The 22,915-nt window shown below is 36.2% G+C and carries 25 protein-coding genes; 9 read left to right on the plus strand and 16 right to left on the minus strand.

Annotated features, from left to right (window positions below; translation table 11 throughout):
* Positions 1-8: 8 nt before the first annotated feature.
* The 3 genes from lpxA to rnhB are packed head-to-tail and all read left to right on the plus strand — an operon-like array spanning position 9 to position 2,556.
* The gene (gene lpxA / locus J3U36_RS08705; protein ID WP_267360959.1) at positions 9-788 is read left to right on the plus strand and encodes an acyl-ACP--UDP-N-acetylglucosamine O-acyltransferase; all 780 of its coding nucleotides are present in this window, start codon (positions 9-11) and stop codon (positions 786-788) included.
* The gene (lpxB, locus tag J3U36_RS08710; RefSeq protein WP_267378453.1) at positions 788-1,972 is read left to right on the plus strand and encodes a lipid-A-disaccharide synthase; all 1,185 of its coding nucleotides are present in this window, start codon (positions 788-790) and stop codon (positions 1,970-1,972) included. The genes lpxA and lpxB overlap by 1 nt, the downstream gene beginning before the upstream one ends.
* Entirely contained in the window at positions 1,963-2,556 is a 594-nt protein-coding gene (gene rnhB, locus J3U36_RS08715; protein WP_267378456.1) for a ribonuclease HII, read from the plus strand. Before lpxB ends, rnhB begins: the two co-directional genes overlap by 10 nt.
* Here rnhB and J3U36_RS08720 read toward each other — a convergent pair.
* Both J3U36_RS08720 and J3U36_RS08725 read right to left on the minus strand, forming a co-directional pair.
* Complete coding sequence (locus J3U36_RS08720; RefSeq protein ID WP_267378459.1) at positions 2,553-3,158, minus strand: YiiX family permuted papain-like enzyme; 606 nt, start codon at positions 3,156-3,158, stop codon at positions 2,553-2,555. The two genes, rnhB and J3U36_RS08720, sit on opposite strands and share 4 nt — an antisense overlap.
* Before the next feature lie 129 nt (positions 3,159-3,287).
* Positions 3,288-4,577 (minus strand): NAD(P)/FAD-dependent oxidoreductase, encoded by a 1,290-nt coding sequence (locus tag J3U36_RS08725; RefSeq protein ID WP_267378462.1) that lies wholly within the window; start codon positions 4,575-4,577, stop codon positions 3,288-3,290.
* 335 nt (positions 4,578-4,912) lie between these two features.
* On the opposite strand from J3U36_RS08725, the gene J3U36_RS08730 reads away from it, so the two are divergent.
* The 5 genes from J3U36_RS08730 to rraA all read left to right on the plus strand — a co-directional run bounded on the left by J3U36_RS08730 (position 4,913) and on the right by rraA (position 9,858).
* Positions 4,913-5,884, plus strand: coding sequence for an HlyD family secretion protein (locus J3U36_RS08730; protein WP_065558101.1), 972 nt, complete (start codon positions 4,913-4,915; stop codon positions 5,882-5,884).
* Complete coding sequence (locus tag J3U36_RS08735; RefSeq protein WP_065558102.1) at positions 5,866-7,005, plus strand: ABC transporter permease; 1,140 nt, start codon at positions 5,866-5,868, stop codon at positions 7,003-7,005. Before J3U36_RS08730 ends, J3U36_RS08735 begins: the two co-directional genes overlap by 19 nt.
* A gap of 16 nt (positions 7,006-7,021) precedes the next feature.
* Positions 7,022-8,185 (plus strand): ABC transporter permease, encoded by a 1,164-nt coding sequence (locus J3U36_RS08740; protein ID WP_411590500.1) that lies wholly within the window; start codon positions 7,022-7,024, stop codon positions 8,183-8,185.
* Positions 8,186-8,380: 195 nt separating this feature from the next.
* Positions 8,381-9,277 (plus strand): 1,4-dihydroxy-2-naphthoate polyprenyltransferase, encoded by an 897-nt coding sequence (locus J3U36_RS08745; protein ID WP_267349975.1) that lies wholly within the window; start codon positions 8,381-8,383, stop codon positions 9,275-9,277.
* A gap of 89 nt (positions 9,278-9,366) precedes the next feature.
* Entirely contained in the window at positions 9,367-9,858 is a 492-nt protein-coding gene (gene rraA / locus J3U36_RS08750) for a ribonuclease E activity regulator RraA (protein ID WP_220216131.1), read from the plus strand.
* 82 nt (positions 9,859-9,940) lie between these two features.
* Here the strand turns inward: rraA and dprA are convergent, their stop codons facing one another.
* On the minus strand, positions 9,941-11,044 hold the full coding sequence (gene dprA / locus J3U36_RS08755; RefSeq protein ID WP_267378469.1) for a DNA-processing protein DprA: 1,104 nt from the start codon (positions 11,042-11,044) through the stop codon (positions 9,941-9,943).
* Between the two features lie 149 nt (positions 11,045-11,193).
* Here dprA and def point away from each other — a divergent pair, with 149 nt between their 5' ends.
* Positions 11,194-11,706, plus strand: a complete 513-nt coding sequence (gene def / locus J3U36_RS08760; protein ID WP_267349971.1) for a peptide deformylase — start codon at positions 11,194-11,196, stop codon at positions 11,704-11,706.
* A 203-nt stretch (positions 11,707-11,909) separates the two neighbouring features.
* Here the strand turns inward: def and fliR are convergent, their stop codons facing one another.
* From fliR to fliF, 13 genes are all read right to left on the minus strand, one after another.
* Positions 11,910-12,704 carry a flagellar biosynthetic protein FliR gene (gene fliR, locus J3U36_RS08765; RefSeq protein WP_267360974.1) on the minus strand — a complete coding sequence of 265 codons (795 nt, stop codon included), beginning with the start codon at positions 12,702-12,704 and terminating at the stop codon, positions 11,910-11,912.
* A gap of 5 nt (positions 12,705-12,709) precedes the next feature.
* Positions 12,710-12,979, minus strand: a complete 270-nt coding sequence (fliQ, locus tag J3U36_RS08770) for a flagellar biosynthesis protein FliQ (protein WP_065558107.1) — start codon at positions 12,977-12,979, stop codon at positions 12,710-12,712.
* Between the two features lie 37 nt (positions 12,980-13,016).
* The gene (gene fliP / locus J3U36_RS08775) at positions 13,017-13,769 is read right to left on the minus strand and encodes a flagellar type III secretion system pore protein FliP (protein ID WP_324101200.1); all 753 of its coding nucleotides are present in this window, start codon (positions 13,767-13,769) and stop codon (positions 13,017-13,019) included.
* A 6-nt stretch (positions 13,770-13,775) separates the two neighbouring features.
* Complete coding sequence (fliO, locus tag J3U36_RS08780) at positions 13,776-14,198, minus strand: flagellar biosynthetic protein FliO (protein WP_267378473.1); 423 nt, start codon at positions 14,196-14,198, stop codon at positions 13,776-13,778.
* 20 nt (positions 14,199-14,218) lie between these two features.
* Complete coding sequence (fliN, locus tag J3U36_RS08785; protein WP_267360979.1) at positions 14,219-14,599, minus strand: flagellar motor switch protein FliN; 381 nt, start codon at positions 14,597-14,599, stop codon at positions 14,219-14,221.
* A complete protein-coding gene (gene fliM / locus J3U36_RS08790) occupies positions 14,592-15,629 on the minus strand; it encodes a flagellar motor switch protein FliM (protein WP_267378476.1) in 1,038 nt (345 codons plus the stop codon). The genes fliN and fliM overlap by 8 nt, the downstream gene beginning before the upstream one ends.
* Before the next feature lie 5 nt (positions 15,630-15,634).
* Positions 15,635-16,102, minus strand: coding sequence for a flagellar basal body-associated FliL family protein (locus J3U36_RS08795; protein WP_267378479.1), 468 nt, complete (start codon positions 16,100-16,102; stop codon positions 15,635-15,637).
* Positions 16,103-16,281: 179 nt separating this feature from the next.
* Positions 16,282-17,430, minus strand: coding sequence for a flagellar hook-length control protein FliK (locus J3U36_RS08800; RefSeq protein ID WP_267378481.1), 1,149 nt, complete (start codon positions 17,428-17,430; stop codon positions 16,282-16,284).
* A complete protein-coding gene (fliJ, locus tag J3U36_RS08805) occupies positions 17,420-17,884 on the minus strand; it encodes a flagellar export protein FliJ (RefSeq protein ID WP_267349957.1) in 465 nt (154 codons plus the stop codon). Before fliJ ends, J3U36_RS08800 begins: the two co-directional genes overlap by 11 nt.
* A gap of 9 nt (positions 17,885-17,893) precedes the next feature.
* Positions 17,894-19,276 (minus strand): flagellar protein export ATPase FliI, encoded by a 1,383-nt coding sequence (fliI, locus tag J3U36_RS08810; protein ID WP_416379821.1) that lies wholly within the window; start codon positions 19,274-19,276, stop codon positions 17,894-17,896.
* The gene (locus tag J3U36_RS08815) at positions 19,272-20,039 is read right to left on the minus strand and encodes a flagellar assembly protein FliH (protein WP_267378486.1); all 768 of its coding nucleotides are present in this window, start codon (positions 20,037-20,039) and stop codon (positions 19,272-19,274) included. Before J3U36_RS08815 ends, fliI begins: the two co-directional genes overlap by 5 nt.
* A complete protein-coding gene (gene fliG / locus J3U36_RS08820) occupies positions 20,023-21,021 on the minus strand; it encodes a flagellar motor switch protein FliG (protein ID WP_220216119.1) in 999 nt (332 codons plus the stop codon). The genes J3U36_RS08815 and fliG overlap by 17 nt, the downstream gene beginning before the upstream one ends.
* The gene (gene fliF / locus J3U36_RS08825; RefSeq protein ID WP_267378488.1) at positions 21,018-22,760 is read right to left on the minus strand and encodes a flagellar basal-body MS-ring/collar protein FliF; all 1,743 of its coding nucleotides are present in this window, start codon (positions 22,758-22,760) and stop codon (positions 21,018-21,020) included. The genes fliG and fliF overlap by 4 nt, the downstream gene beginning before the upstream one ends.
* Between the last annotated feature and the right edge of the window lie 155 nt (positions 22,761-22,915).

Genomic DNA, 22,915 nt, shown 5'->3' on the forward strand with positions numbered 1-22,915 from the left:
GAAATGCTATGGCAACGGAAATACATCCAAGTTCAGTGATAGAAAAAGGCGCCAAAATTGGTAACAATGTTAAAATTGGTCCTTTTTGCTTTATTGGTGAAAATGTTGAAATTGGTGAAGGGACTTTTTTAAAATCACATGTAGTCATCAATGGCCACACTAAAATTGGTAAAGATAACCAGATATTTCAATTTGTATCGATTGGTGAAGTTAACCAAGATTTAAAATATCGAGGCGAACCAACTCGCACTGAAATTGGTGATCGCAATATGATTCGCGAAAGCGCGACTATTCATCGCGGTACTGTTCAAGGTGGCGGAATTACTCAAATTGGCAGTGATAATCTATTAATGATCAATGCGCATGTTGCGCATGATTGTCGAATTGGGAATCATTGTATTTTGGCAAATAATGCAACACTTGGCGGACATGTTCAGTTAGATGATCATGTTATCATTGGTGGTATGACTGCGGTACATCAATTTTGTGTCATTGGATCACATGTTATGGTTGGTGGTTGTTCAGGCGTTGCGCAAGATGTCCCACCTTATGTGATAGCACAAGGAAATCATGCCACACCACATGGCGTGAATTACGAAGGTCTAAAACGTCGTGGATTCAGTAAAGAAGCTTTGCAAGCTATCCGCAATAGTTACAAAATTCTTTATCGAAATGGGCTATCGTTAGACGAAGCGAAAGCAGAAATTGAGGCTATTGCAAATCAATATCCTGAAGTCAAATTATTCAATGATTTTTTTGCACGTTCAACACGTGGCATCATTCGTTAATGACTAGTCAACCAATCACAAGCCAGACAGATACGAATAAATCATTAACCATTGCTTTAGTCGCCGGTGAAACATCTGGCGACATTCTGGGCGCTGGATTGATTCGTTCTCTCAAAAAGTATCATCCTAATATTCGATTTGTTGGTATTGCAGGGCCTTTAATGCTAGCTGAAGGGTGTCAAGCTTGGTATGAAATGGATGAGCTTTCTGTTATGGGGATTGTAGAAGTGTTGGGAAAATTACGTCGTATTTTAGCAATACGTCGTGATATTACTAAGCGTTTAATTGAATTAAAACCCGACATTTTTATAGGAATTGATGCGCCTGATTTTAATCTTTCCTTAGAAGGTAAGTTAAAGCGAGCAGGGATTAAAACAATTCATTATGTGAGTCCTTCGGTATGGGCTTGGAAGCAAAAACGTGTTTTCAAAATTAAACGTAATACTAATCTCATATTAGCTTTTTTACCTTTTGAAAAAGCGTTTTATGATAAGTTTAATGTCCCTTGTCGTTTTATTGGTCACAAAATGGCAGATGATGTGCCATTAATGCCTGACCAAGTCGCAATGCGTCAACAATTAGGCATTCCGCTCAATGGTCGGTGTTTAGCAATATTGCCGGGAAGTCGTCATGCGGAAGTCACCTTATTGTCTGCCCCTTTTTTACAAGCAGCTCAGCTTTTACGTGATCGTTACCCTGATTTGCATATAGTCGTACCTTTAGTCAATGAAAAAAGACGACAAGAATTTGAGCAGATTAAAACGCAAATAGCACCAGAACTGAAAGTTCAACTATTAGATGGTCATGCCCGTGAAGCAATGATTGCCAGTGATGCTGCGATTTTGGCATCCGGAACAGTAGCACTAGAATGTATGCTAGCCAAATGTCCAATGGTGGTGGGTTACAAAATGAAGCCATTCACTTTTTGGTTAGCCAAAAAATTAGTTAAAACCCCTTATGTTTCATTACCCAATATTTTAGCTGGTAAAGAAATTGTACCCGAGTTATTACAGCAAGACTGTACCCCTGAAAATATCGCTAATCATATTATTCCTTTTTTAGAAGGGGATAATCGTGAACTTAAAAAAACATTTTTATCATTACATCAGCAAATTCGTTGTCACGCTGATGAACAAGCAGCTCAAGCTGTACTTGATGTATTAGAGGATTCACCTTGTTGTTAGAATTTAGTTATCCTGATGCTACCTTAATTGCTGGAGTTGATGAAGTTGGGCGGGGACCGCTTTGTGGTGATGTTGTGACGGCAGCTGTTATTTTAGATCCTAATAAACCAATCAAAGGATTAACGGATTCTAAAAAACTTTCCGAAAAAAAACGAGATCAATTATTTGACGTTATTAAAGAAAATGCACTAGCTTGGTGTATTGCAAGAGCTTCTGTTGAGGAAATTGATAAATTAAATATTTTGCATGCTACCATGTTAGCTATGCAACGAGCGGTAACAGGACTTGCTATCCAACCAGATTTTGTTTTAGTTGACGGTAATCGTTGTCCGGAATTTGGTATTCAAACACAAGCCGTTGTCAAAGGCGATTTGCGGGTGGCAGAGATTAGTGCTGCGTCAATTTTAGCGAAAGTAACGCGTGATCGTGAAATGGTAGAATTAGACAAATTGTATCCCCAATATGGACTTGCAAAACATAAAGGATATCCCACCAAAGATCATTTAATGGCAATTGAGCTGCACGGTATTAATCATCTATATCGTAAAAGTTTTGCTCCAGTTAAAAAGTTATTACTTGTTTAATGCGACCATTTTTTGTCTACTGTTATTAATAACGGTGAATTAAACATAGCGACAGGCGAAATAACGGTTTCTTGAAAGGGGATTTTATCGCCATAACGCGCTTTTAATTTTTGCTTTACGAGTGCTGATGAAAGGTTGAAATCTTTGATGTTCTGTAATTGACCAATTTCTAATTTAAGTGCTCTATTATAAATTTTCCAAACTAATTCAGAACAATAGATATAATTGTCATTCCAACCAAACCAGATATCATAAGGTTTATTTTCAAAAGTTTTTGCAACTAGCTTTAATTTATTGGTTTCCTTAACAGATAAATTATGATCTTTGAGACGTTTGATTACATAATTTCTATTTTTTCCTCTTTCAATAAAGCTTGTTAAAGGTGTATAAGCGACTTTACTCCCAGCTTCAAATACATAAGGTTTACCATTTTTTATAAAAATGATTCCCATATGGCTATAGGGCGAATTTGTTGCTTGTTCAACGGCTTTACTTTGACTGGATTGAGACGATTGAAAAATAATATCGCCATCTTTTGGTTGATAATTTGCTTCACAAATAAAACAGGAAAATAACAATATAAAAATTAAAATAAATCGCATAATTTCCTATTATACCTATGGTTAAATTTTGAATTGAGTTGAAGAGTACTGTCTAAATATCCTATATAAAAAACAGCTACTGAGGATTATTTATTTTCAAGTAGCTGTTGTTTATTTTTCGGTTAATAATTAATTTTGCTGATTAAAAATAGACGCAAATTTACTTTTATATTTAGCTTTGCAATCACGAGCAAAACGGATAGTTTTAAAGATACCCAATAAACTAGCTTGATGCATACGATATAGCAAACGATGGATCATTAACGCAAACCAACCTTTCACACTCATTTCTTTATTGCCAATCATCTTAACCACGCCTTGGGCGGTGTCATGTAAAGAAATAATGGTTCCTTTATCGGTATAGACAAATGACTTCATGGCTTGATTGTTAATCAGACTAACGATATTTCGAGCGCAAATTTTTGCCATTTGATTAGCTGCTTGTGCTGTGGGTGGAGAGGCTCGTCCGCTATCTTGCATCGCATAAGCACTATCACCAATAACAAAGATATTATCGTCTCGTGTAGTTTGTAATGTCGGTTTAACGACTAATTGATTTGAACGACTTGATTCTAAACCAGCTATATCTTTCAGATAATCAGGTGCTTTAACGCCAGCAGTCCAAATCATAATATCGGCTTTAATGGTTTCCCCTTCTTTAGGATAGAATCCATCACTTTCGGCCTTAGTAATCATGGTATTTGTTAAGACATGAATACCGCGTTTTTCAAGGGTTTTAGTAATGCTTAATGCCGTTTTTTCGGGTAATGCTGGTAAGATACGATTGGTTGCTTCAATAACGGATACATCTAAGAAATCAGCACACATTTTGTTTTTTCGACAAACGCCAAACGTTTCAACCATATGAGGTAGTTCAGAGGCTAACTCGACACCTGTTGCGCCACCACCAACAATAGCAATGCGAAGTTTTTCCCCTTTAGTGTCAGCGTCTTTATCGAGCGTTGAACAGAAATTTGTGAATTTTGATAGCAGTATTTCACGTAGGCGAATAGCGGCATTTTGATCATCTAAAAAAATACAATGTTCTTTAACACCAGGCGTACCAAAATCATTCGAAGTACTACCTACTGCTATAACCAAAATATCATACGATAGGGAAATATGATTATCATTTGTATCATTGATCAGAACTTGCTTATTCTCACGATCAATATTGGTAAAAGTACCTTGAGTAAACTCAAAATGATGTTGCTTTGCTTGTTCAGAAAAGAAGATGTTATCAACTTGTTCATACATAGCACCTGTTGCAACTTCATGCAGTAGTGGTTTCCAAATGTGGTAACTATTTTTATCGATCAGCGTTATTTCAGCTTGTTTATTTTTACCTAGCTTATCACCAAGATTAGTTGCCAACTCTAATCCACCTGCACCACCACCAACAATAATTATTTTTTTCATATTTAATACCTTACAATCCTAATTTAAAATATCATACTAAATAAGTAGGTTTTTATCTATATTCTTTTGACTAATATCAATTATAAATAAAATCTATTAATATATTGATTTACAATGATTGAAAATAATTTATTTTATTAAAAATAAAATGTTTAATATTTATTGAATAGAAGACAATTAATGCCTTTATTTGGAATAAAGTGAAGGTGAACTTGTACGAATAAAGCACTTTTCGTATAATGAGTAAATAAGTTTTTACTTATGTTATCCTATTAATATTTATCTAAACATCTTGATATCTTATCCATTTAACATCACACTTTAAAAAAAATTATATGAATAAAAAAATATTTATTAGTATTGCGTTAATCGTTATTTTAATTTCAATGACGATCCTAATACGCTCACACAATAGCCAGTTAATTCTTCAAGGTGAGGTTGATGCGCCGAATGTCAGTGTGGCTTCAAAAGCCAAAGGGCGTGTTCAGCTTATTCACGTTAATCGGGGTGATGATGTAAAGCCTAATGATATTCTAATTACGCTTGATAGTCCTGAATTATTAGCGCAAGTGAAAGCGGCTGAAGCCGCACGAGATCAAGCTAAAGCTCAGGTGGCACTTTCCGAACATGGTACGCGTGAAGAAAGCATACGTTATTACGAAGCATTACTTGAACAAGCAAAAGTCGCTTATGATAATGCATCAAAAGAATATGACCGTAATAAAGCAATATCTGCAAAAGGGTTTGTATCACAGTCAATATTGGATAATGCATTAAAAACACGTGATGCTGCTTTTCAACAGGTACAATCTGCACAGGCTAATTTAGATCAAGCTAAAAATGGTGATCGTATAGAACAGCGTGAAATTTATGCAGCCAAATTAAAAGAAGCAGAAGAGCAACTCAAGCAATTACAAATTCAATATGATGATCTTCAAGTTAAAGCCCCTGTTGGCGGTGAAATTGGTTCAATACCGGCTGAAGTAGGGGAATTATTTAATGCGAATAGTCCGTTATTAACAGTGATTCGATTACCGGATGCCTACTTTGTGTTTAATCTTCGAGAAAATATTATGCCGAACGTTCACAAAGGGGATCGTATTAAGTTAGAAGTGCCGGCACTAGGAAATAAAGAAATCGAAGCAGAAGTTCGTTACATTGCCCCAATGGGAGACTATGCAACCAAGCGTGCAACTCGTGCAACGGGCGATTTTGATTTGAAAACGTTTGAAGTCAGATTATATCCAATTCATCATGTAGAAGGTTTACGTGCGGGTATGAGTACTTTATGGAAATTGGACAATTAATGTTGGACTTTTGGACACGTTTTAAAGATGCATTTAATGACGAAGTGCCGCAAATATTCAAGCGGTTCACTTTTCATTGGTTAATGTGGATCTTACCACTGATTATTTTTGTCTTAATCAGTAGTATCTTTTATCGCGGTGTTTTGTTCGATTTACCCGTTGGCTATATCGATCAGGATAAAAGTGTTTTATCACGTGAAATTGTGCGTAATCTTAATGCGGGTGCGCATGCCAACCTGATTAATTACGATAGCCAACTTTCCGAGGCTGAACGGGATTTACAAGAAGCAAAAATTTATGCCATATTGTATATTCCACCCAATTTTGAAGCGGATGTTTTATCTGGTCGTCAACCCACCCCAATGCTTTATTATAATGCGTTATATTACAGTGCAGGGTTATACTCCATTATGGATTATTCGGGGTTAATTGCGGCGTTAAATACTGAATATCGAACAACGTTAGCAACCAGTGTCGGGTTACCCGTTCCACCACTTGCCAAAGTGAATTTCAATTATGATGGGCTATTTAATGCTAGCGGTAACTCAATGTACTTCCAACAGTTTTCGGCGGTTGTACATTTATTACAATTATTTGTTGTTACTACAACAATCTATATCCTGTCGCAATTACCTAAGCGAACCCGCCCTAATTATCCCTTTGTGCTTGGAAAATTAGCGCCGTATACCATTTGGTATACCATGTTACTCATTTTCGAAATTGCGATGTTAGTTTTGTTTTCACATGCCAGGGTATCAGGATCCCCGTTTGCGATGATGACGGTGGTGTTTTTTTATGTCATAGCGGCACAAAGTATTGGTATTTTACTGTATACCTTTACGAAAACGGCTATTGATGCATATACCTATATCGGTGTGCTAGTCGGATTGGCATTAACCTATTCAGGTATTGTTGTACCCGAACTTTCAATGCCGTGGATAGCCAGATTTATCTCATCCCTTGAGCCACTAACTTATGCGCTAAATAAGTTATTTGACCTTTTTTTACGGCATTCAAGTTATCTTTCAGTATTAAAAACCTGCGGTATTTTAATGATCTATCCAATAATTATTACCGTGTTAGTCAGAAAACGTTTAGTGAAACGTTTGCATTCACAGTAAGAGGATAAGTAAGATGATTAAAATATTTTGGTCTTCGTTTATAAAAATATTCTTTTACATGTTAATGCGACCGATGTGGTTATTATTACTTTTATCGGTTTCTTTGATGAGTTTAGTTTATATTAATGGCACTATTACAAATTTGCCGGTAGCAATTGTTGATCAAGATCATACGGCGACTAGTCGAAGCCTAATACGTTCTTTAAACACCAGTTCAAAGATTGAAGCCATTACTTATGAAAATTCATTACAAGCGTATGATGATATCAATAATCGTAAACTGTTTGCGGTATTTACTATTCCAAGAAATTTTGAAAAAAAGATCTTAAATGGTGAAGAAGTCACAATACCAGCCTATGGTGATGCTTCAAGTCGTTTAGCTAATGGTTTGATACAGGTGGATATTCGAGGAATCTATCAGCAAATATTAACTCAATATAATACACGGATTATGCGAAATGCTGGATTTGCCGATAAACAGATCGACATCATACTATCGCCAATTAAAGGTCAAACAGAACCGCTATACAATGCTGGCATAAGCTTTGCAGCCATCACTTTTCCTGGCTTATTAGTGATGTTATTGCAGCACTCATTTTTAATCGCTGCAACACGCACTAACATTACGTTAAACTCCTTGCCACAAGGAAAACCGCCAAAAATTGTAATTTTTGGTAGCTTATTTGGTTTATTACCAATCTGGCTTTTTTTATCCATCGTGCTTTTTGGATTATGGCCTTGGGTACTTGGTTATCGTCAGTTAGCTAGCCTTACTGAAATACTAATCATGACATTTCCACTATTACTCGGTGCTTTGGGTTTAAGTAAATTGTTGACTGAGTGTTTGCGCAAAACTGAAATGATATATCTGACATTGGCATTTTTGACGACGCCTGTGTTTTATCTATCCGGTACCATTTGGCCAATCGATGCTATGCCTCATTGGGTTCAATTTGTATCATATTTATTGCCGTCAACATGGGCGACTAACATGATTGCAGGTGTGAATCAAATGGGACTTGGGCTAGCAGATAATTGGCACAATATGTTGATGATACTCTTATTAGGTGCGATATACAGCATAATGGGCATTCTTATTGCTGCATTAAGAGAAGGTCGAATACGTAAATTTTTCAGAAAGAGAAAAGCGAAAATACAATCTAAACGGCAGTTGATTTAATCTTATTGAACTTTTTATTCATCAAACTGCTTCCAATAATTCGTTAATTGTCTTAGTAGTTATGATGACAATTAACGAATGTTAAGTTGCGTAATGTATTACTAAAAAAGATTTTCATTATCAAAGTCGAATTATTCGTTTTTCCTGTTATGATATTTTGCTAATGTTTTAGATAGATATCTTGTGTTGTAGTGAATGAAATATTATCCGTGGATTATTAGCCTACGCTTAAAAACGTTACCCCTTTCTTTATGTGCGATATTAGTCGGTAATGCGCTGGCTTATTGGCAACAACAATTTGATTATCGGATCATGTTATTATCTATTAGTACTGCCTCGTTGTTACAAATTCTGTCAAATTTAGCTAACGATTACGGTGATGCAGTTAAAGGAAGTGATAAATGTAATATAACCGCTCATACTCGTGGTATTCAATTGGGGTTAATCACATTAAAACAGTTAAAAATAGCGTTAATCATCAATATAATTTGTTGTATTTTATCCGGGCTATGTCTATTACACGTTGCTTGCAACAACCGATATGAATTATTCAGTTTTATATTATTAGGCTTGCTATCTATTATTGCTGCTATTACCTATACTATTGGCAACAAGCCTTATGGCTATAGTGGCTTTGGCGATTTATCCGTTTTAATATTTTTTGGGCTAGTTGGTGTAATAGGAAGTTACTACCTGCAAACAAAATCATTATCAAATTTAATTATTCTACCTGCTTTAGGTTGTGGATTGTTGTCAGTGGCTGTACTCAATATTAACAATTTACGTGATATTGATAGCGATCGAAATTGCCATAAGCGTACGTTAGTGGTCTTAATGGGACAAACCAAAGCTCGCTTTTATCATCTATTTCTAATTGTGACTGCATTTATTTTATTGGCACTTTTTGCTAGTCATCAGTTACATACCATTTGGCGGTGGTTATTTTTGATAACGCTACCGTTATTTATTTACCATATTTATGCTGTTTTTCGATTTAAGGTAGCTAAGGATGCTATCCCTTTATTATTACAGATGGTCAAACTTGCATTATTCACTAATTTACTTTATTGTTTGGGAATTATTTTGAACTAGCTCACGTTTATTTAAATTCGGTATCTTGTAACGCTATGTAAGCGTTATACTAGATAAACTAAAATATAAAGGCTAAAGGAGGCTTGGCAATGGAGTTTGATACTTCAATTCTTTGTGATTATTATCCGGAAGATGTTAACGTAGTAGAACCAATTTTCACTAATTTTGGTGGGGTTGCATCATTTTCAGGTCAAGCCGTAACAGTTAAATGTTTTGAAGATAACGGATTATTATACGAAATCTTGCAATCTAATGGTGCAGGTAAAATTCTAGTTATTGATGGCGGAGGATCGGTTCGTCGAGCATTGATTGATGCAGAACTGATTGATATTGCTGTTCAAAATCAGTGGGAAGGCATCATTGTTTATGGCGCGGTTCGACAAGTAGATTATCTGGCAGAAGCAGATATTGGTATTCAAGCGTTAGCGGCGATACCCGTAGGTGCAGAAGATCAAGGTATTGGCGAAGTAGACATTAGAGTCAATTTTGGCGGTGTGACTTTCTTTTCTGGTGATTTTGTTTATGCTGATAATACCGGTATTATTTTGTCAGAAATCGCTTTAGAAATTGGAGAAGAGTAAAACGCTCATAAGTAATCATCCGTCGCTATAAATCGGCGGATGTCTTAAGTGTAACATATCATGAATCTATGATGTTTTTAAATCAAAGCGTTCGATTACGTATATACCCGCCAGTTATCGTTTTAATTAAACCAGCAAGTTCCATATCTAGCAATTTAATTGTCAAATCAGGAATTGATATATTTAGCTGCTGAGCAATAATATCAACGGGAATAGGCTGATGATGAATCAAAGCAAAAATTTCAGGATATAAAATAGTTTCAACGGTTTCGACAGATTGGACTGTTAACGGCTTGATAGTTGATAAATAACCACAATAGTGCTCTAAAATATCGGTTGGTTTAGTGACTAAATAGGCTCCTTGTTGGATTAAAGCATGGGTACCACTACTGTTTTCATTGTTGATTTCACCGGGTAAGGCAAAAACATCACGGTTTTGCTCAAGTGCATAACGGGCGGTAATCAATGAACCACTTTTTTCTGAGGCTTCAACAACAAAAGTACCCAGACTTAATCCGCTTATTATCCGGTTTCGTCTTGGAAAATATTCTGTTCTTGCTACTTCAAAAGGAAAAAATTCAGAAACTAAAGCGCCATTTTGTGCCAAAATATCATGGGCAAGTTTTAAGTTTGATCGCGGTGCTATTTTAGCAAGCCCACTTCCTAAAACGGCTATAGTATCGCCCGATACCTCTAATGCGCCTCGATGACAAATTGCATCTAGTCCCAACGCTAAACCGCTAGTTACTGTTAAACCATTTATTGCCAATTCCCCCGCAAAATAGCGTCCCCATTGTGCACCATATTCACTAAATTGACGGCTACCGACCATGGCAATTTGAGGTGTTTGTAGTAACTGTTTATTCCCCATAACAAAAAGTAATAAAGGCGATGCGCTAATTTGTTTGAGTAATGGTGGATAATCAGGATCACAATAGGTAATAAGCGTTTTAGGCATACCATCACTATTGAGCCAATTAAGCACAGGTTCAAAATGAAGGTATGAAATAGCCAAAAAGCGTTCTTGTTGCGTTTCATTCAATCCAAGCTTTTCGAGAAAAAATGCAACATTATTGATTGTATTTGGCATTCCATTTTTAAAAAACTGACTCATTTTTTTAAAAATGGCACGTTTTTCTTGTCCCAGCATTGAAATTCGTAATAAGAACTCATATTTACTCATCATTGTTTTATCATTTTATAAAAGTGTGGTTTCGTGAATTGGTGAGATATATTTTATCAATAGCTAACAAATGCTATTCACCAGCATCATAAATGTTTACAATGTATTTAAATCTGAAAAACCTGACAATTGAGGAGTAGATCGAAGAAATTATGGCTATTTTACCGGTATTACGTTTTCCTGATGAGCGATTACGCAAAGTTGCAAAACCAGTGACAGCATTTACACCCGAACTACAAACCATTATAGATAATATGATTGAGACCATGTATGAGCATAATGGTATTGGACTTGCCGCCACTCAAGTTAATGTGCATGAACAAATTATTGTCATTGATGTAACAGAAGATCGTAGCAATGTTTATGTAATCATTAACCCAGAAGTGATTAGCCAGGAGGGGGAGACAGGCATAGAAGAGGGTTGTTTATCCATTCCAGATTGTCGAGGATTTGTACCAAGAGCTGAAAAAATTAAGATTAAAGCGCTTGATCGCAATGGAAACCCTTACCAAATTGATGCCGATGAACTTCTTGCGATATGCATTCAACATGAAATGGATCATTTAAAAGGTAAGCTATTTGTTGACTATCTTTCTCCTTTAAAACGTCAACGAATCGAACAAAAAATGAAAAAAATGGCTCGAGAAGAGCTTAAAAGTAGATAAAAATAATGATAATTTATGTGGTAATTTAACTGAAGATACCGATTCAATTTGTTAAACTACCGCATAAATATTTTTTATTTTAACCAACCGTCAAAAGGTTTCTCTCCGAGAGTTTGATTACTTAGAACGATCTTTCATCTGTATAAATTACAATATGCAATAACTGTTTTATCGCCCCTTTTAGGATACTTTGCTTAAATTATTTAACCGGCTAATGCTATTAGCATTGTTGATATATATTCAAATATCTGTTCAAACACAAACTCGGCAAAAGCGGGTAACATCGACATTAAATATGTGAGCATGATTAACCCTAATAATAAGGTTAGGGGATAACCAATAACAAAAATGGATAGTTGAGGAGTCATTCTATTTAACAGCCCTAATGCCATATTGATAATTAACAACAAAGCCATTAAGGGTAATGCTAACATTATCCCATTAATAAATAGTAATCGGCTGATATCAATCAAAGTAAGAACGCCATTTGCTTTTAACGGTAAAGTTGTTATTGGAATGATATCAAAACTATTGGCTAGTCCATACAATAACCATAAATGACAATCTAAACTAAGAAAAATTAACAAAGCGATGATATTGGTGAAACGTGATAATACCGATGTAGATGGCCCACCAATAGGATCAAAAAAAGTAGCCATGCCAAGCCCCATTTGCATACCAATTAATTCACCAGCTACTCTCATGGTCATAAAGGCAAGTTGCATAGCAAGACCCATTAATACACCGATGATAACTTGCTGCGCAATCATCCAAATACCCATTAATGAATAGAGTGTTACAGGCTCATCGGTCGGGGGTAATGGTAACAAAAGTGCAATGAGTAAAGCTAAACCAATTTTGACGCGGTTAGGTACTTCTTTTTCGCCAGTAATGGGAGCAACCATTACTAGTGCTAAAATACGTACAAACGGTAAAAACGAGTTTTTGACCCAAGAAAAAAAATCAATATCAAATAGATAATTAATATCAAATTCCATTAAATTTAGCTGGTTAGATTTGGAATGTTGGTAATAACAATTTTAATATAGTCAGTCATTGTTGATAGCATTGACGGCCCTAAAACAATTAAGACGACAATCACCGCTAAAATTTTAGGAATGAAAGATAAGGTCATTTCGTTAATTTGTGTTGCAGCTTGTAATAAACTAATAATCAAGCCGGTCACCAATGCGGCTAAAAGTAAAGGGCCAGCAAGTGAGGCTGCGACTTTGACAGCTTGAATAGCAAGCGTACTAATCGAATCAGGTGACATAATTTTCCTTAATTTAAGAATTTTGAATTTATGTTTTTCAACTAAAAAAGCTCTGTGCCAGTGAACCTAGTAACAAATGCCAACCATCCGCTAAAACAAACAACATTAATTTGAATGGTAGAGATACGGTTGCAGGTGGTACCATCATCATGCCTAATGCCATTAACGTACTTGCAACAACTAAATCAATGACTAAAAAGGGAATAAAAATCGTAAAACCAATTTGAAAGGCTGTTTTTAATTCACTGACGACAAAGGCAGGTACTAGTACATTCAATGGCACTTGTTCTCGTGTTTCAACTTCGTTGACATGAGACATATTCATAAATAAGGCGAGATCATTTTCCCGTGTTTGGCTTAGCATAAATTCGCGTAATGGTTTTGCAGCTGTTGTTAAGCCTTCTTGCATCGTGATTTGATTTTGTGAATAAGGAATATAAGCATCTTGATAAATTTTATCGATCACCGGTGACATAATAAAAAATGTCATAAATAGTGCAATGCCCAAAATAACTTGGTTGGGTGGGGCTGATTGCGTGCCAAGCGCATTGCGTAATAATCCCAATACAATGATGATTCGGGTAAAACTGGTCATCAAAAGTAAAATAGCAGGTATAAACGTGAGTAACGTTAAAAATACCAATGTTTCAACAGGTAATGACCAACTATGTTCACCATTTTGTATTGTTTCAGTCATAAATGGGAGTGATGAAGGATCGGCAAAACAAAATCGGCTAAAAAACAATAAGCTTAATAATGTCGTTAGCAATATAAAAATTTTTAACCGCACAAGGCATCACTCCTTTTTCGTTTTTAACGCTGATTGCAAGATTTGCTTGAACACATTGTTATCAGCTGATTTAGCAACGGGTGTTGATTGTGATAATAATTTTTCGGCACGTTGTTCATCAATGGTATGTAGCAACGTCATATGATGCGAAGTGATACCGACAACCAATAATTGCTTATCCACCTCAACTAACATGATTCGTTCTTTTGGACTAATGCAATGCGTTGCTTTAACATCAATAAATGCATTACGTTTCTTATTATGACCCAGACGTTTAACTATCCAACCTAACAATAGAATCATAAAAATGACACCAATTAGCGCCGTGCCAATTGATGTGCCCATTTGACTGTAAAGATTTAATTCAGATGATGACGATACAGTATTGCTCGTGATAGTGTGGGTACTTGAGGTTGAGATCTTAGTCATATTTTTTAGGTTTATCGCCATTAACGGCTCAGTCTGCGCACACGCTCGGAAGGAGTTATAATATCGGTAATACGGACACCGTAATTATCACCAACAACGACAATTTCGCCTTGAGCAATCAAATAACCATTGATCAAAATATCTAAAGGTTCGCCAGCAAGTCCGTCGAGCGCAATCACTGATCCTTGAGTAAGATTGAGTAAATCTTTGATTGTCATTTTAGTTCGACCAAGTTCGACACTTAAATGAACAGGAATATCTAAAATAAGATTGATATCTTGTTTTTTATCTTCTGTATGATTAGGTGAAAGTGTTTCAAAAATGGCTTCTTTGGCAATAAGTTCATCATTGAGCGTATCATTCGCTTGGTTTTCGTCATTATTTTGTTTGTTATCAGTCATTGAATTCCCCTTCATTCAATTGTTCTAATACAGGATTAATTACTTGTTCTACTTGAATAGCATATTGTTTATGGGTTTTTCCATAGTGACCTTTTAATATAGGTACACCCCCGACAGTAACATCAAGAAGAGTTGGTTTTTCGATTACTAAAATATTATCTACTTTGAGCGCAAGTAGTTTGTCTACTGTTGTTTGAATTGTCGTAAAGTTAGCAACTAACTCGACGGTAGATTGTTTGATGCCACTGGTTAAAGAACTCATCCAAATGTTATCATCTTGATGCGTTTGTTGCTCAATCGGTGGTTTTATCAGTAACTCTTTAATGGGTTCAACCATTGAATAAGGAATACAGATACTGAATGTTGTTTTAGAATTACCAATTTCAACTTTGAAGTTTGATGTTAAAACGACATCATCCGGTGAACTTGTGATATTGGTGAATTTGCTCTGTATTTCTGAACGAATGTATTCAGTTTCAATAGAATATATATCTGTCCAGGCATTTTGGTAAAACGTTAACGCTAGTTCGAGTACGCGTTTAATAATTTGCTGTTCGGTATGGGTAAATTCCCGTTCTTCTGTATCGAGTTGCGAAGCATGGCCATCACCACCAAATAAAGTATCAACCACGGTATAAACAATCTCAGGCGAAAACGCAAATAAGCTTGAACCTCGCAATGGATTGAGGTGCACAAGATTTAAATGGTTAGCCGCTGAAATCTGTGAAAACTCTTTAAAAGTTTGAGGTTCAATCGGTGAGGCAATGACATCCGTATTTCGTCTTAATAAGTTAAATAAACCTATTCTAAATTGACGAGCAAAGCGCTCATTTACAATTTCTAACGCAGTTAAACGTTCAGGAATAAAACTATGTTTGACAGATAAATCATAAGGTTTAACTTCAATTTTTTTTGATGATATATGATTGTCAGGATCTTTCTTATTTGTTGTCATTGGTTTGTCTTCAAACGGTGGTAAGCTATCAGAAGACTTATTCATATTGGGCGTAGGCGCTTGCTTATCCGGCATGGTAATCACCGTATGATAAAATCGGTAAACAATACTTCATCCACCTTCACTGAATGTTTAGGATCGTATTGTCTGGATAGAGCGACTTTGATTTGCTCTTGTAAATCAAGTTTACCTGTTTCAAGCTTTAAATTATTGACATATTGTTTAGACGTTAACAGTAATACATCGCTTCTGACTTCCGGTAAATACTCTAATAGTACTGATTTTTGTTCTTCGTCAGCAACACGTAATACCATACCAACATAGAGAACTTTGTTAATTTCTGTACTATCTTCTGAAGTTGGTAATGAAATTGTAAACGGTTTTAGTGTTAAAAATACCGGTGATAAAACAGGTGGCTCTTCTTTAGTTTTAATTGTATTTTTAGACTGATTTTGGAACCATAAATAGGCAGTTGTTGCTAATGCTAACATTGTGATGATAATAAGTATTAGGTTCAAAATACTCACTTTTTTCTTGGAAGTTGGCATGTTTATTCTTATCTCAGTTAAAATTTGGAAAAATAATAACCAATTGAATGGTTAAAAATACAAGAATAATAGATCAAGCTGACAGAATTGATTTGAAGAATAGGCGATAAAAATATCACCTATTCAGCCTTTTTATTTGCTCATCATTTAAAAAAATAAATGCAATGCCTTACTCAGCTTTACGCAAATATACTCAACCCCGATTTTGCCAAATGGTGACTAACCTGACTAGGTTGATGAATTTCCTCAATGACATTTGAATGTTCGATTATTGGTGTTTGACGATTCTTTGATTGTTGATATTGCGCCGACTGATCAGCATCGTTCATCATTGAAAAGTCACTAATATCGGCTTGCTCTAGTGTGATACCTTGCTCTTCAAGCGAACTTTTCAAATAGGGTAAGGCAGATTCTAAAACGCTTTTGACTACGGCATGAGCAGCCATCATATGCAAGTTCATTTTATCTTCCAACATATCCAATTTTATATGTAATGAACCTAGCTCTTGAGGATTAAGTTTAATATTCGCCGTTTGAATCCCTTGCCGGTTAAACATGATGATCTGCTCAGTCAGTGATGACGGCCATTGTTGATTTGTGACTGCGACAGGCAAGTTTATCGACGTAGTGATTTTTGCAGGCGTCAACATTACTCCTGTTGGATCTTGTCCATGCGACGATGTGGTTATTGCTGTCTCTTGATGGATAGTCATATCGCTTGTGAACTGCTGTATCGAAACATGACGTTGTTGGTTTTGTAATTCTGCTCTAGCATTATTCAACGGAAAACAATTATTTGCGACGGCTGATAATTGACGATTTGAACTCTTTTTCAAAGTGGCTATTTCAGTGTTATTTAAGTTCGCACTAAAATGATGTGGGTTACTTCCCTTTATTGCCATATTGTTTTGCAATGAACGTTCATCGATTATTGCTTCACGCTCATCAAGGCTATTAACGGGTAATCGTTGCTCGTCATCAGTGATGTCTGATGCGAAAGAATTTAATCTATTGATTGCACTATTAAGATGATATGAAAGATGACTTGCCGGTAATTTGTCACGCATTTCCGATTGAATCATACTGGTATCATAAGGGAAAACAGGGAAGATTAATCCATCAAGACTATTGTTTTGATCATCAAATTCACATCCCTCATAGTCAATTTGATTTAGGTTATTTGGCTGTTCTGGATGCGATAACGGCTTTTCATTGTCAGCCAATAACTGCTGAAAAAGATTCGCATCATTCACATTAGCTTCCTCATCAAGTTGTTTAGATAGATTCGTTGATATTAATTGCATATCACTATTTAAATTAATATTCATGTAATACTCTCCTTGATAACTGTTGCTGGGCAAATTCATCCGTCATTTTTTGCTGTATTCGATTTTGAAGTTGTAATTGCTTTTTGTGCTGTTTTTCTAATAACGTGGTATAGGTATTCAAACTTTTATTGGATTGATTAAGTTCGTTGGTTATCTGTTGTTGTTTAATCGCTAATGTGAGTAGCAATTTTTTTTGTTGTTCGATACCTTGCTCAATATTGGCTATAAATGCGGTAAAATTAGTTAATTCGCATCCTTTAATACCATTCGATAAAGCGCTATTTAATTGCTGTTGATATTCAGCGTAATAATCATTAAGTACCTTAAGTTGTGATTGTGCTTGTTGATGACTTTCGTTTGCTTTTTTTAATCGAATTAAACTATCATCAATCGATTTTTGTGCTAACTGTTTTAAGGTTAAAAAAGCATGTTGTGTCGAATTTTTATTGTTCATGATACTTCCTTACGATCCCATGGTGTTAGGATCAACAATTGCAACTAGCTGTTGATAGGCTTCTTGATAACTACAATGTTCATTAATCCCTTGCTGTAAAAAGGTTTGCATAGCCGGAAATAGCGTAATTGCTTTATCTAATAAAGGATCAGTACCGGCAACATAAGCACCAACATTAATTAAATCACGATTGCGTTGAAAGCTCGAAAACAGTTGTTTGAACAGACGTGATTTTTTCTCATCTTCAGGCGCGGTGAGATCTGTCATAACACGGCTAATGGAGGCTTCTATATCAATAGCTGGATAATGACCCGATTCAGCAAGTGAGCGTGAAAGTACGATGTGCCCGTCTAAAATAGCCCGGGCTGAATCAGCAATCGGATCTTGCTGATCATCCCCCTCGGTTAAAACGGTATAAAATGCGGTAATCGCGCCTTTACCATGATTATCATTACCGGCTCTTTCAACCAGAGCGGGTAATTTAGCAAATACTGAAGGGGGATAACCTTTCGTCGCTGGTGGCTCACCGATAGCTAAGGCAATTTCACGCTGTGCCATTGCATAGCGAGTGAGCGAATCCATAATTAAAAGGACATTTAATCCTTGTTCACGAAAAGATTCCGCAATTTTGGTGGCGTAAGTCGCCCCTTGTAAACGTAATAATGGTGATACATCCGCAGGCGCTGCTACCACGACAGCGCGTGACAGTCCTTCTTCGCCTAAAATATTTTCGATAAAGTCTTTAACTTCTCGTCCCCGTTCGCCGATTAAACCAACGACAATAACATCTGCTTGGGTGTAGCGTGCCATCATACCGAGTAACACACTTTTACCGACGCCCGAACCGGCAAATAACCCCATTCGCTGTCCTTGCCCAACGGTGAGTAGAGCATTGATTGCTCTAACCCCTACATCGAGCACTTGATGAATGGGCATACGTTGTAATGGATTGAGTGTTTTACTCGATAAGCCTTGATACTCGACATTTTCCGGTAAGGGTTTTCCGTCTAACGGTTTTCCCATTGCGTCAACAACTCGCCCCAATAACGTCATACCAACCGGTAATAATTTGTGACTAAAATGGGCTAAATCGTATTGTGCGGTGTACACTCTTGCGCCCAGTAAAATACCGTCAGTGGATTCGAATGGCATTAGGTAAAGTGTATGTGCATTAAACCCTACCACTTCGCATTCAACGGCATCGATATGACCTTGGCACTGTCTTTCAATATAACAGTTGGAGCCTAATGGTAATTTTAATCCGACTGCTTCAAGGACTAGCCCAGACGCTTTTACTAATCGACCATAATGACGAATCAATGATAAATCTTTAAGCTGGTTTGTTGCTTGAAGGAGTTTGGTTGACCATTGACTTGAGTATCGCACGTTAATGGTTCTCGCCTTGTAAGTGATCAGACATCATTTGCCAATGTTGATTAATATTGCTATTCACTTCGTTGGTATCTGTCAATAATTTACATCCACCTTCTTCAACATTTGCATCAGCAATAAATTGCCATTGGTGTGGATTAATATCATCATTTAACATCGGTTCTAACCAGCGTAAATCAGCAGGGTTAAGGTGTAATACGATTGGATCAGATAACATAGAACATTGTTCAACTAATTGATTAATCGTGTGCATTAATTGCTTTTGTTTAACTTTAGATAGGCTACCAACCGTTTTTTGTGCTGCAACTAATGCCAAATCAAATAATTGAGGCACAATTAATTCGTCAATCTCTTTAATGGATTGCTCAAAATTGTTGATTAAGTGTGTGATAGCTTGAACAGCTTGCTTTTTTTCATCATCAAGTTGTTGTTCAATCTGTTCACGACCTTGCTGTTGACCAACTAAATATCCTTGGTCATACCCAGATTGTTTGCCATTCTCAAAGCCCTCTTTATGACCTTGTTCGAATCCTTCTTGATAGGCTTGTGATTTTGCTTCTTGCTTTAACAGTTCTAACTCTTCTTCACTGATAGAGGGAGCCGGTACAACATCTATGTGTTCTGGCTCAGGCTCACTTTCTACTTCGTCAACCTGAGTAGCCATAGATTGTTGTGTTAATGGTGAAAAGTCTGATGACGATAAATCCTGAAAACAGAGCGGTTCCCAGCTTAATTTATCTGAACTATTACACATATTCGTCATCACCGCTACTTAAGATAACTTCACCGGTTTCAGCTAAGCGACGCGCAATAACCAAGATTTTCTTCTGCTCCGTTTCCACTTGTGATAAGCGCACCGGCGGTCTGTTTTCAAGATCTTCACGTAAAATAGAGGCTGCGCGTTGTGACATGTTGCTAAGTAACTTATCACGTAATGCAATTGATGCACCTTTTAAGGCAATAATGAGCGTCTCGTTATCGACATCTTTAAGTAGACGTTGGATGCTTCTATCATCCACTTCAACCAGATTTTCAAACAAGAACATTTCATCAATAATTTTCTGTGCAAGTTCATTGTCGTAATCGCGTAATGCATTGATAACCAACTCTTCTTGTTGGCTCTTCATTAAGTTAATGATTTCGGCTGCGGTTCTGATTCCGCCTAAGTTATTAAGTTTAATATTTTGTCCGTGTAATAATGTTGATAATGAAGTAGATAATAATCGGAGTGCTGAAGGTTCAACACCACCAAAGGTGGCAATACGTAACATTACATCATTACGTAAATCGTCATCAAATAGATTAAGAATTTCCGCCGCTAAATCTCGGTGTAAATGGACTAAAATAGTGGCAATAATTTGTGGATGTTCTTTTTTAACCAAATCAACAGCTCGAGCAGCATCAACGAAATTAAGCATTTCAAGACCGTCGGTGGCTTCTTCAATATCTTTTCCTAACAGCTCATCGAGTAAACGCCCAGCTTTTTCACTACCAATAGATTTTTCTAATACTGAACGTAAGTAGCCATTGGTATCTGTATTAAGTACCGCACACTCTTCCAGTGTTTTTTGGCATTCATTAAGAATACCTTTTAATTGTTCTTGTGAAAGCTGTGGCAAAGACATCATCGCACTACTGATTTGTTGTACCTCTTTAGGATTGAGATATTGCATCACTTGAGCAGCGATTTCTTCACCTAACACCATTAGAACTGTTGCGGCTTTTTGTGATTCATTTAAATTCATTCGTTGCTGTCCTCTTTACTGATCCAGCTGCGAATAATTAACGCCATAACACGTGGATCCTTCTCAACAATTTTACGGATGTACTGCTGTTGTTGCATATTATCTTCAAATATCTTCTGCTGTTGTTTACTGTGCGCTTTGTAATCTAATTTTTCATCAATACTTGTTTGGGTATCTGATGTATTATCTGGCGTACTGAAGTATTGTCGTTGTAACTTCATCCAAACATTACGTAATACTTTGCGCCAAATTATCCACGCAATGAAAATATAGATCAGATATTTAATGCCTGTTTTAGTGTTTTCATAAAATTGGTGAGTTTCCCAAAATGCCAATCCGTCATTTTCATCATCAAGTTGATCACTAAATTTTAAATTAGCTACAGTTAAGGTATCGCCGCGTAAATCTGAATATCCCATTGCTTGACGAGCTAACGCTTCAATATTTTTTAGCTCTTCATTATCCAGTTTGACCCATTGTGGCGTATTGTTGTTGGCTTCATTTGTTTTTTCGTCTGTTTCAGATGTTGCAGACACATTATTCACATCGGAATCTGAATGATTAGCATCTGGATCGACATATTTATAATTGACTAACACGGCAACCGATAAACGTTTGATTCTGCCCTCGGGTATCTTACTGTGAACAACTTGCCGGTTAACTTCGTAATTTAAAGTATTATTTGACTGTAAATTATAGATTTTTTGTTTCTCATCTTGTTCTTTTGATTCAGGTTGTTCATCAATTGATGCACTTGCGGTTGGCGCAGGTTGATTAGATAGTGCACCGGGGACGCCGCCTATGCCCGCATTATTACCCACTTGACGATTTTCGATTCGCTGTTTGCTGCGAATAGTTTGGTTAGCGATATCACTATTTGGATCAAAGGTTTCCGATGTCGTTTCTTGTCGACTAAAGTCAATATCAGCATTGACTTGTACCATGACATTTTTTTTACCTAAAATCGGAATAATAATTTTTTCCACACGCTCACGAACGCTATTTTCAATGCGTTCATTAAATTCTAAATGAGCAATATTAAATGTTTTATCTCGATAATTTTCACCGGTGAGTAAATTACCTTTCTGATCGATAATGGTAACTTTATCGGCTTGTAATTCAGGTACACTACTTGAAATAAGGTGAATAATGGCATCAATTTGACGTTGTGATAGACTACGACCAGGTAATAAGGTTAATGCGACAGAAGCTGAAGGAAATTTTCGTTCTCTGACAAATAATGAGGGTTTAGGCATAGCTAAATGCACTCTGGCATCATCAATACTACTAATGATTGAAATTGTTCGGGATAGTTCACCTTCTAAAGCACGTTGATAATTGATCTGCTCGTTAAATTGGCTCATCCCAAAACTTTCTTTATCAAGCAATTCAAAGCCAACGGCGCCCCCTTTTGGTAATCCAAGTTGAGCAATGCGTAAACGCGTATCGTAAACTTTTTCTTCAGGAATTAAGATGGTTGAACCAGATGATGTGAATTTATAAGGAATATTCATCTTATCCAATTGACTAATGATTTCACCGCCATCTTTGTCGCTTACATTACTAAACAAAACCCCATAATCGTCATTTTTCATCCATAAGTAAGTCATACTTAAGATGGCTAATATCACCACGCCGGCAATAAGTAGCAGCATTTTTGGATTTTGTTTTAATTGATTGATAAAAGGTAACTTATTTAATATTGATTCGCCTTTTTTACCGACAGTTTGGCTAGTCATAAATATCCTAATTCTAAACTAATTAGATGAATTCTAGAGTTTATTATCTGTGTATTTAGAAAAATCAATAGCTAAAAAAGAAAAGGATTTTCCCCTTACTTGTGGCATTTAAATTTTTTGTTGTATGGTAAATTGAGGATTAGTTGAGCAATTTA

The organism is Gilliamella sp. B3817, from assembly GCF_026536705.1.
Lineage (GTDB): Bacteria > Pseudomonadota > Gammaproteobacteria > Enterobacterales > Orbaceae > Gilliamella > Gilliamella apicola_I.

Coding starts and splice junctions, on each gene's coding strand:
- lpxA (WP_267360959.1), top strand. CDS start 9: ATGGCAACGGAAATACATCCAAGTTCAGTGATAGAAAAAGGCGCCAAA.
- lpxB (WP_267378453.1), top strand. CDS start 788: ATGACTAGTCAACCAATCACAAGCCAGACAGATACGAATAAATCATTA.
- J3U36_RS08720 (WP_267378459.1), bottom strand. CDS start 3,158: ATGCGATTTATTTTAATTTTTATATTGTTATTTTCCTGTTTTATTTGT.
- J3U36_RS08725 (WP_267378462.1), bottom strand. CDS start 4,577: ATGAAAAAAATAATTATTGTTGGTGGTGGTGCAGGTGGATTAGAGTTG.
- J3U36_RS08730 (WP_065558101.1), top strand. CDS start 4,913: ATGAATAAAAAAATATTTATTAGTATTGCGTTAATCGTTATTTTAATT.
- J3U36_RS08735 (WP_065558102.1), top strand. CDS start 5,866: ATGGAAATTGGACAATTAATGTTGGACTTTTGGACACGTTTTAAAGAT.
- J3U36_RS08745 (WP_267349975.1), top strand. CDS start 8,381: ATGAAATATTATCCGTGGATTATTAGCCTACGCTTAAAAACGTTACCC.
- rraA (WP_220216131.1), top strand. CDS start 9,367: ATGGAGTTTGATACTTCAATTCTTTGTGATTATTATCCGGAAGATGTT.
- dprA (WP_267378469.1), bottom strand. CDS start 11,044: ATGATGAGTAAATATGAGTTCTTATTACGAATTTCAATGCTGGGACAA.
- def (WP_267349971.1), top strand. CDS start 11,194: ATGGCTATTTTACCGGTATTACGTTTTCCTGATGAGCGATTACGCAAA.
- fliR (WP_267360974.1), bottom strand. CDS start 12,704: ATGGAATTTGATATTAATTATCTATTTGATATTGATTTTTTTTCTTGG.
- fliQ (WP_065558107.1), bottom strand. CDS start 12,979: ATGTCACCTGATTCGATTAGTACGCTTGCTATTCAAGCTGTCAAAGTC.
- fliO (WP_267378473.1), bottom strand. CDS start 14,198: ATGACTAAGATCTCAACCTCAAGTACCCACACTATCACGAGCAATACT.
- fliN (WP_267360979.1), bottom strand. CDS start 14,599: ATGACTGATAACAAACAAAATAATGACGAAAACCAAGCGAATGATACG.
- fliM (WP_267378476.1), bottom strand. CDS start 15,629: ATGCCGGATAAGCAAGCGCCTACGCCCAATATGAATAAGTCTTCTGAT.
- J3U36_RS08795 (WP_267378479.1), bottom strand. CDS start 16,102: ATGCCAACTTCCAAGAAAAAAGTGAGTATTTTGAACCTAATACTTATT.
- J3U36_RS08800 (WP_267378481.1), bottom strand. CDS start 17,430: ATGAATATTAATTTAAATAGTGATATGCAATTAATATCAACGAATCTA.
- fliJ (WP_267349957.1), bottom strand. CDS start 17,884: ATGAACAATAAAAATTCGACACAACATGCTTTTTTAACCTTAAAACAG.
- J3U36_RS08815 (WP_267378486.1), bottom strand. CDS start 20,039: ATGACGAATATGTGTAATAGTTCAGATAAATTAAGCTGGGAACCGCTC.
- fliG (WP_220216119.1), bottom strand. CDS start 21,021: ATGAATTTAAATGAATCACAAAAAGCCGCAACAGTTCTAATGGTGTTA.
- fliF (WP_267378488.1), bottom strand. CDS start 22,760: ATGACTAGCCAAACTGTCGGTAAAAAAGGCGAATCAATATTAAATAAG.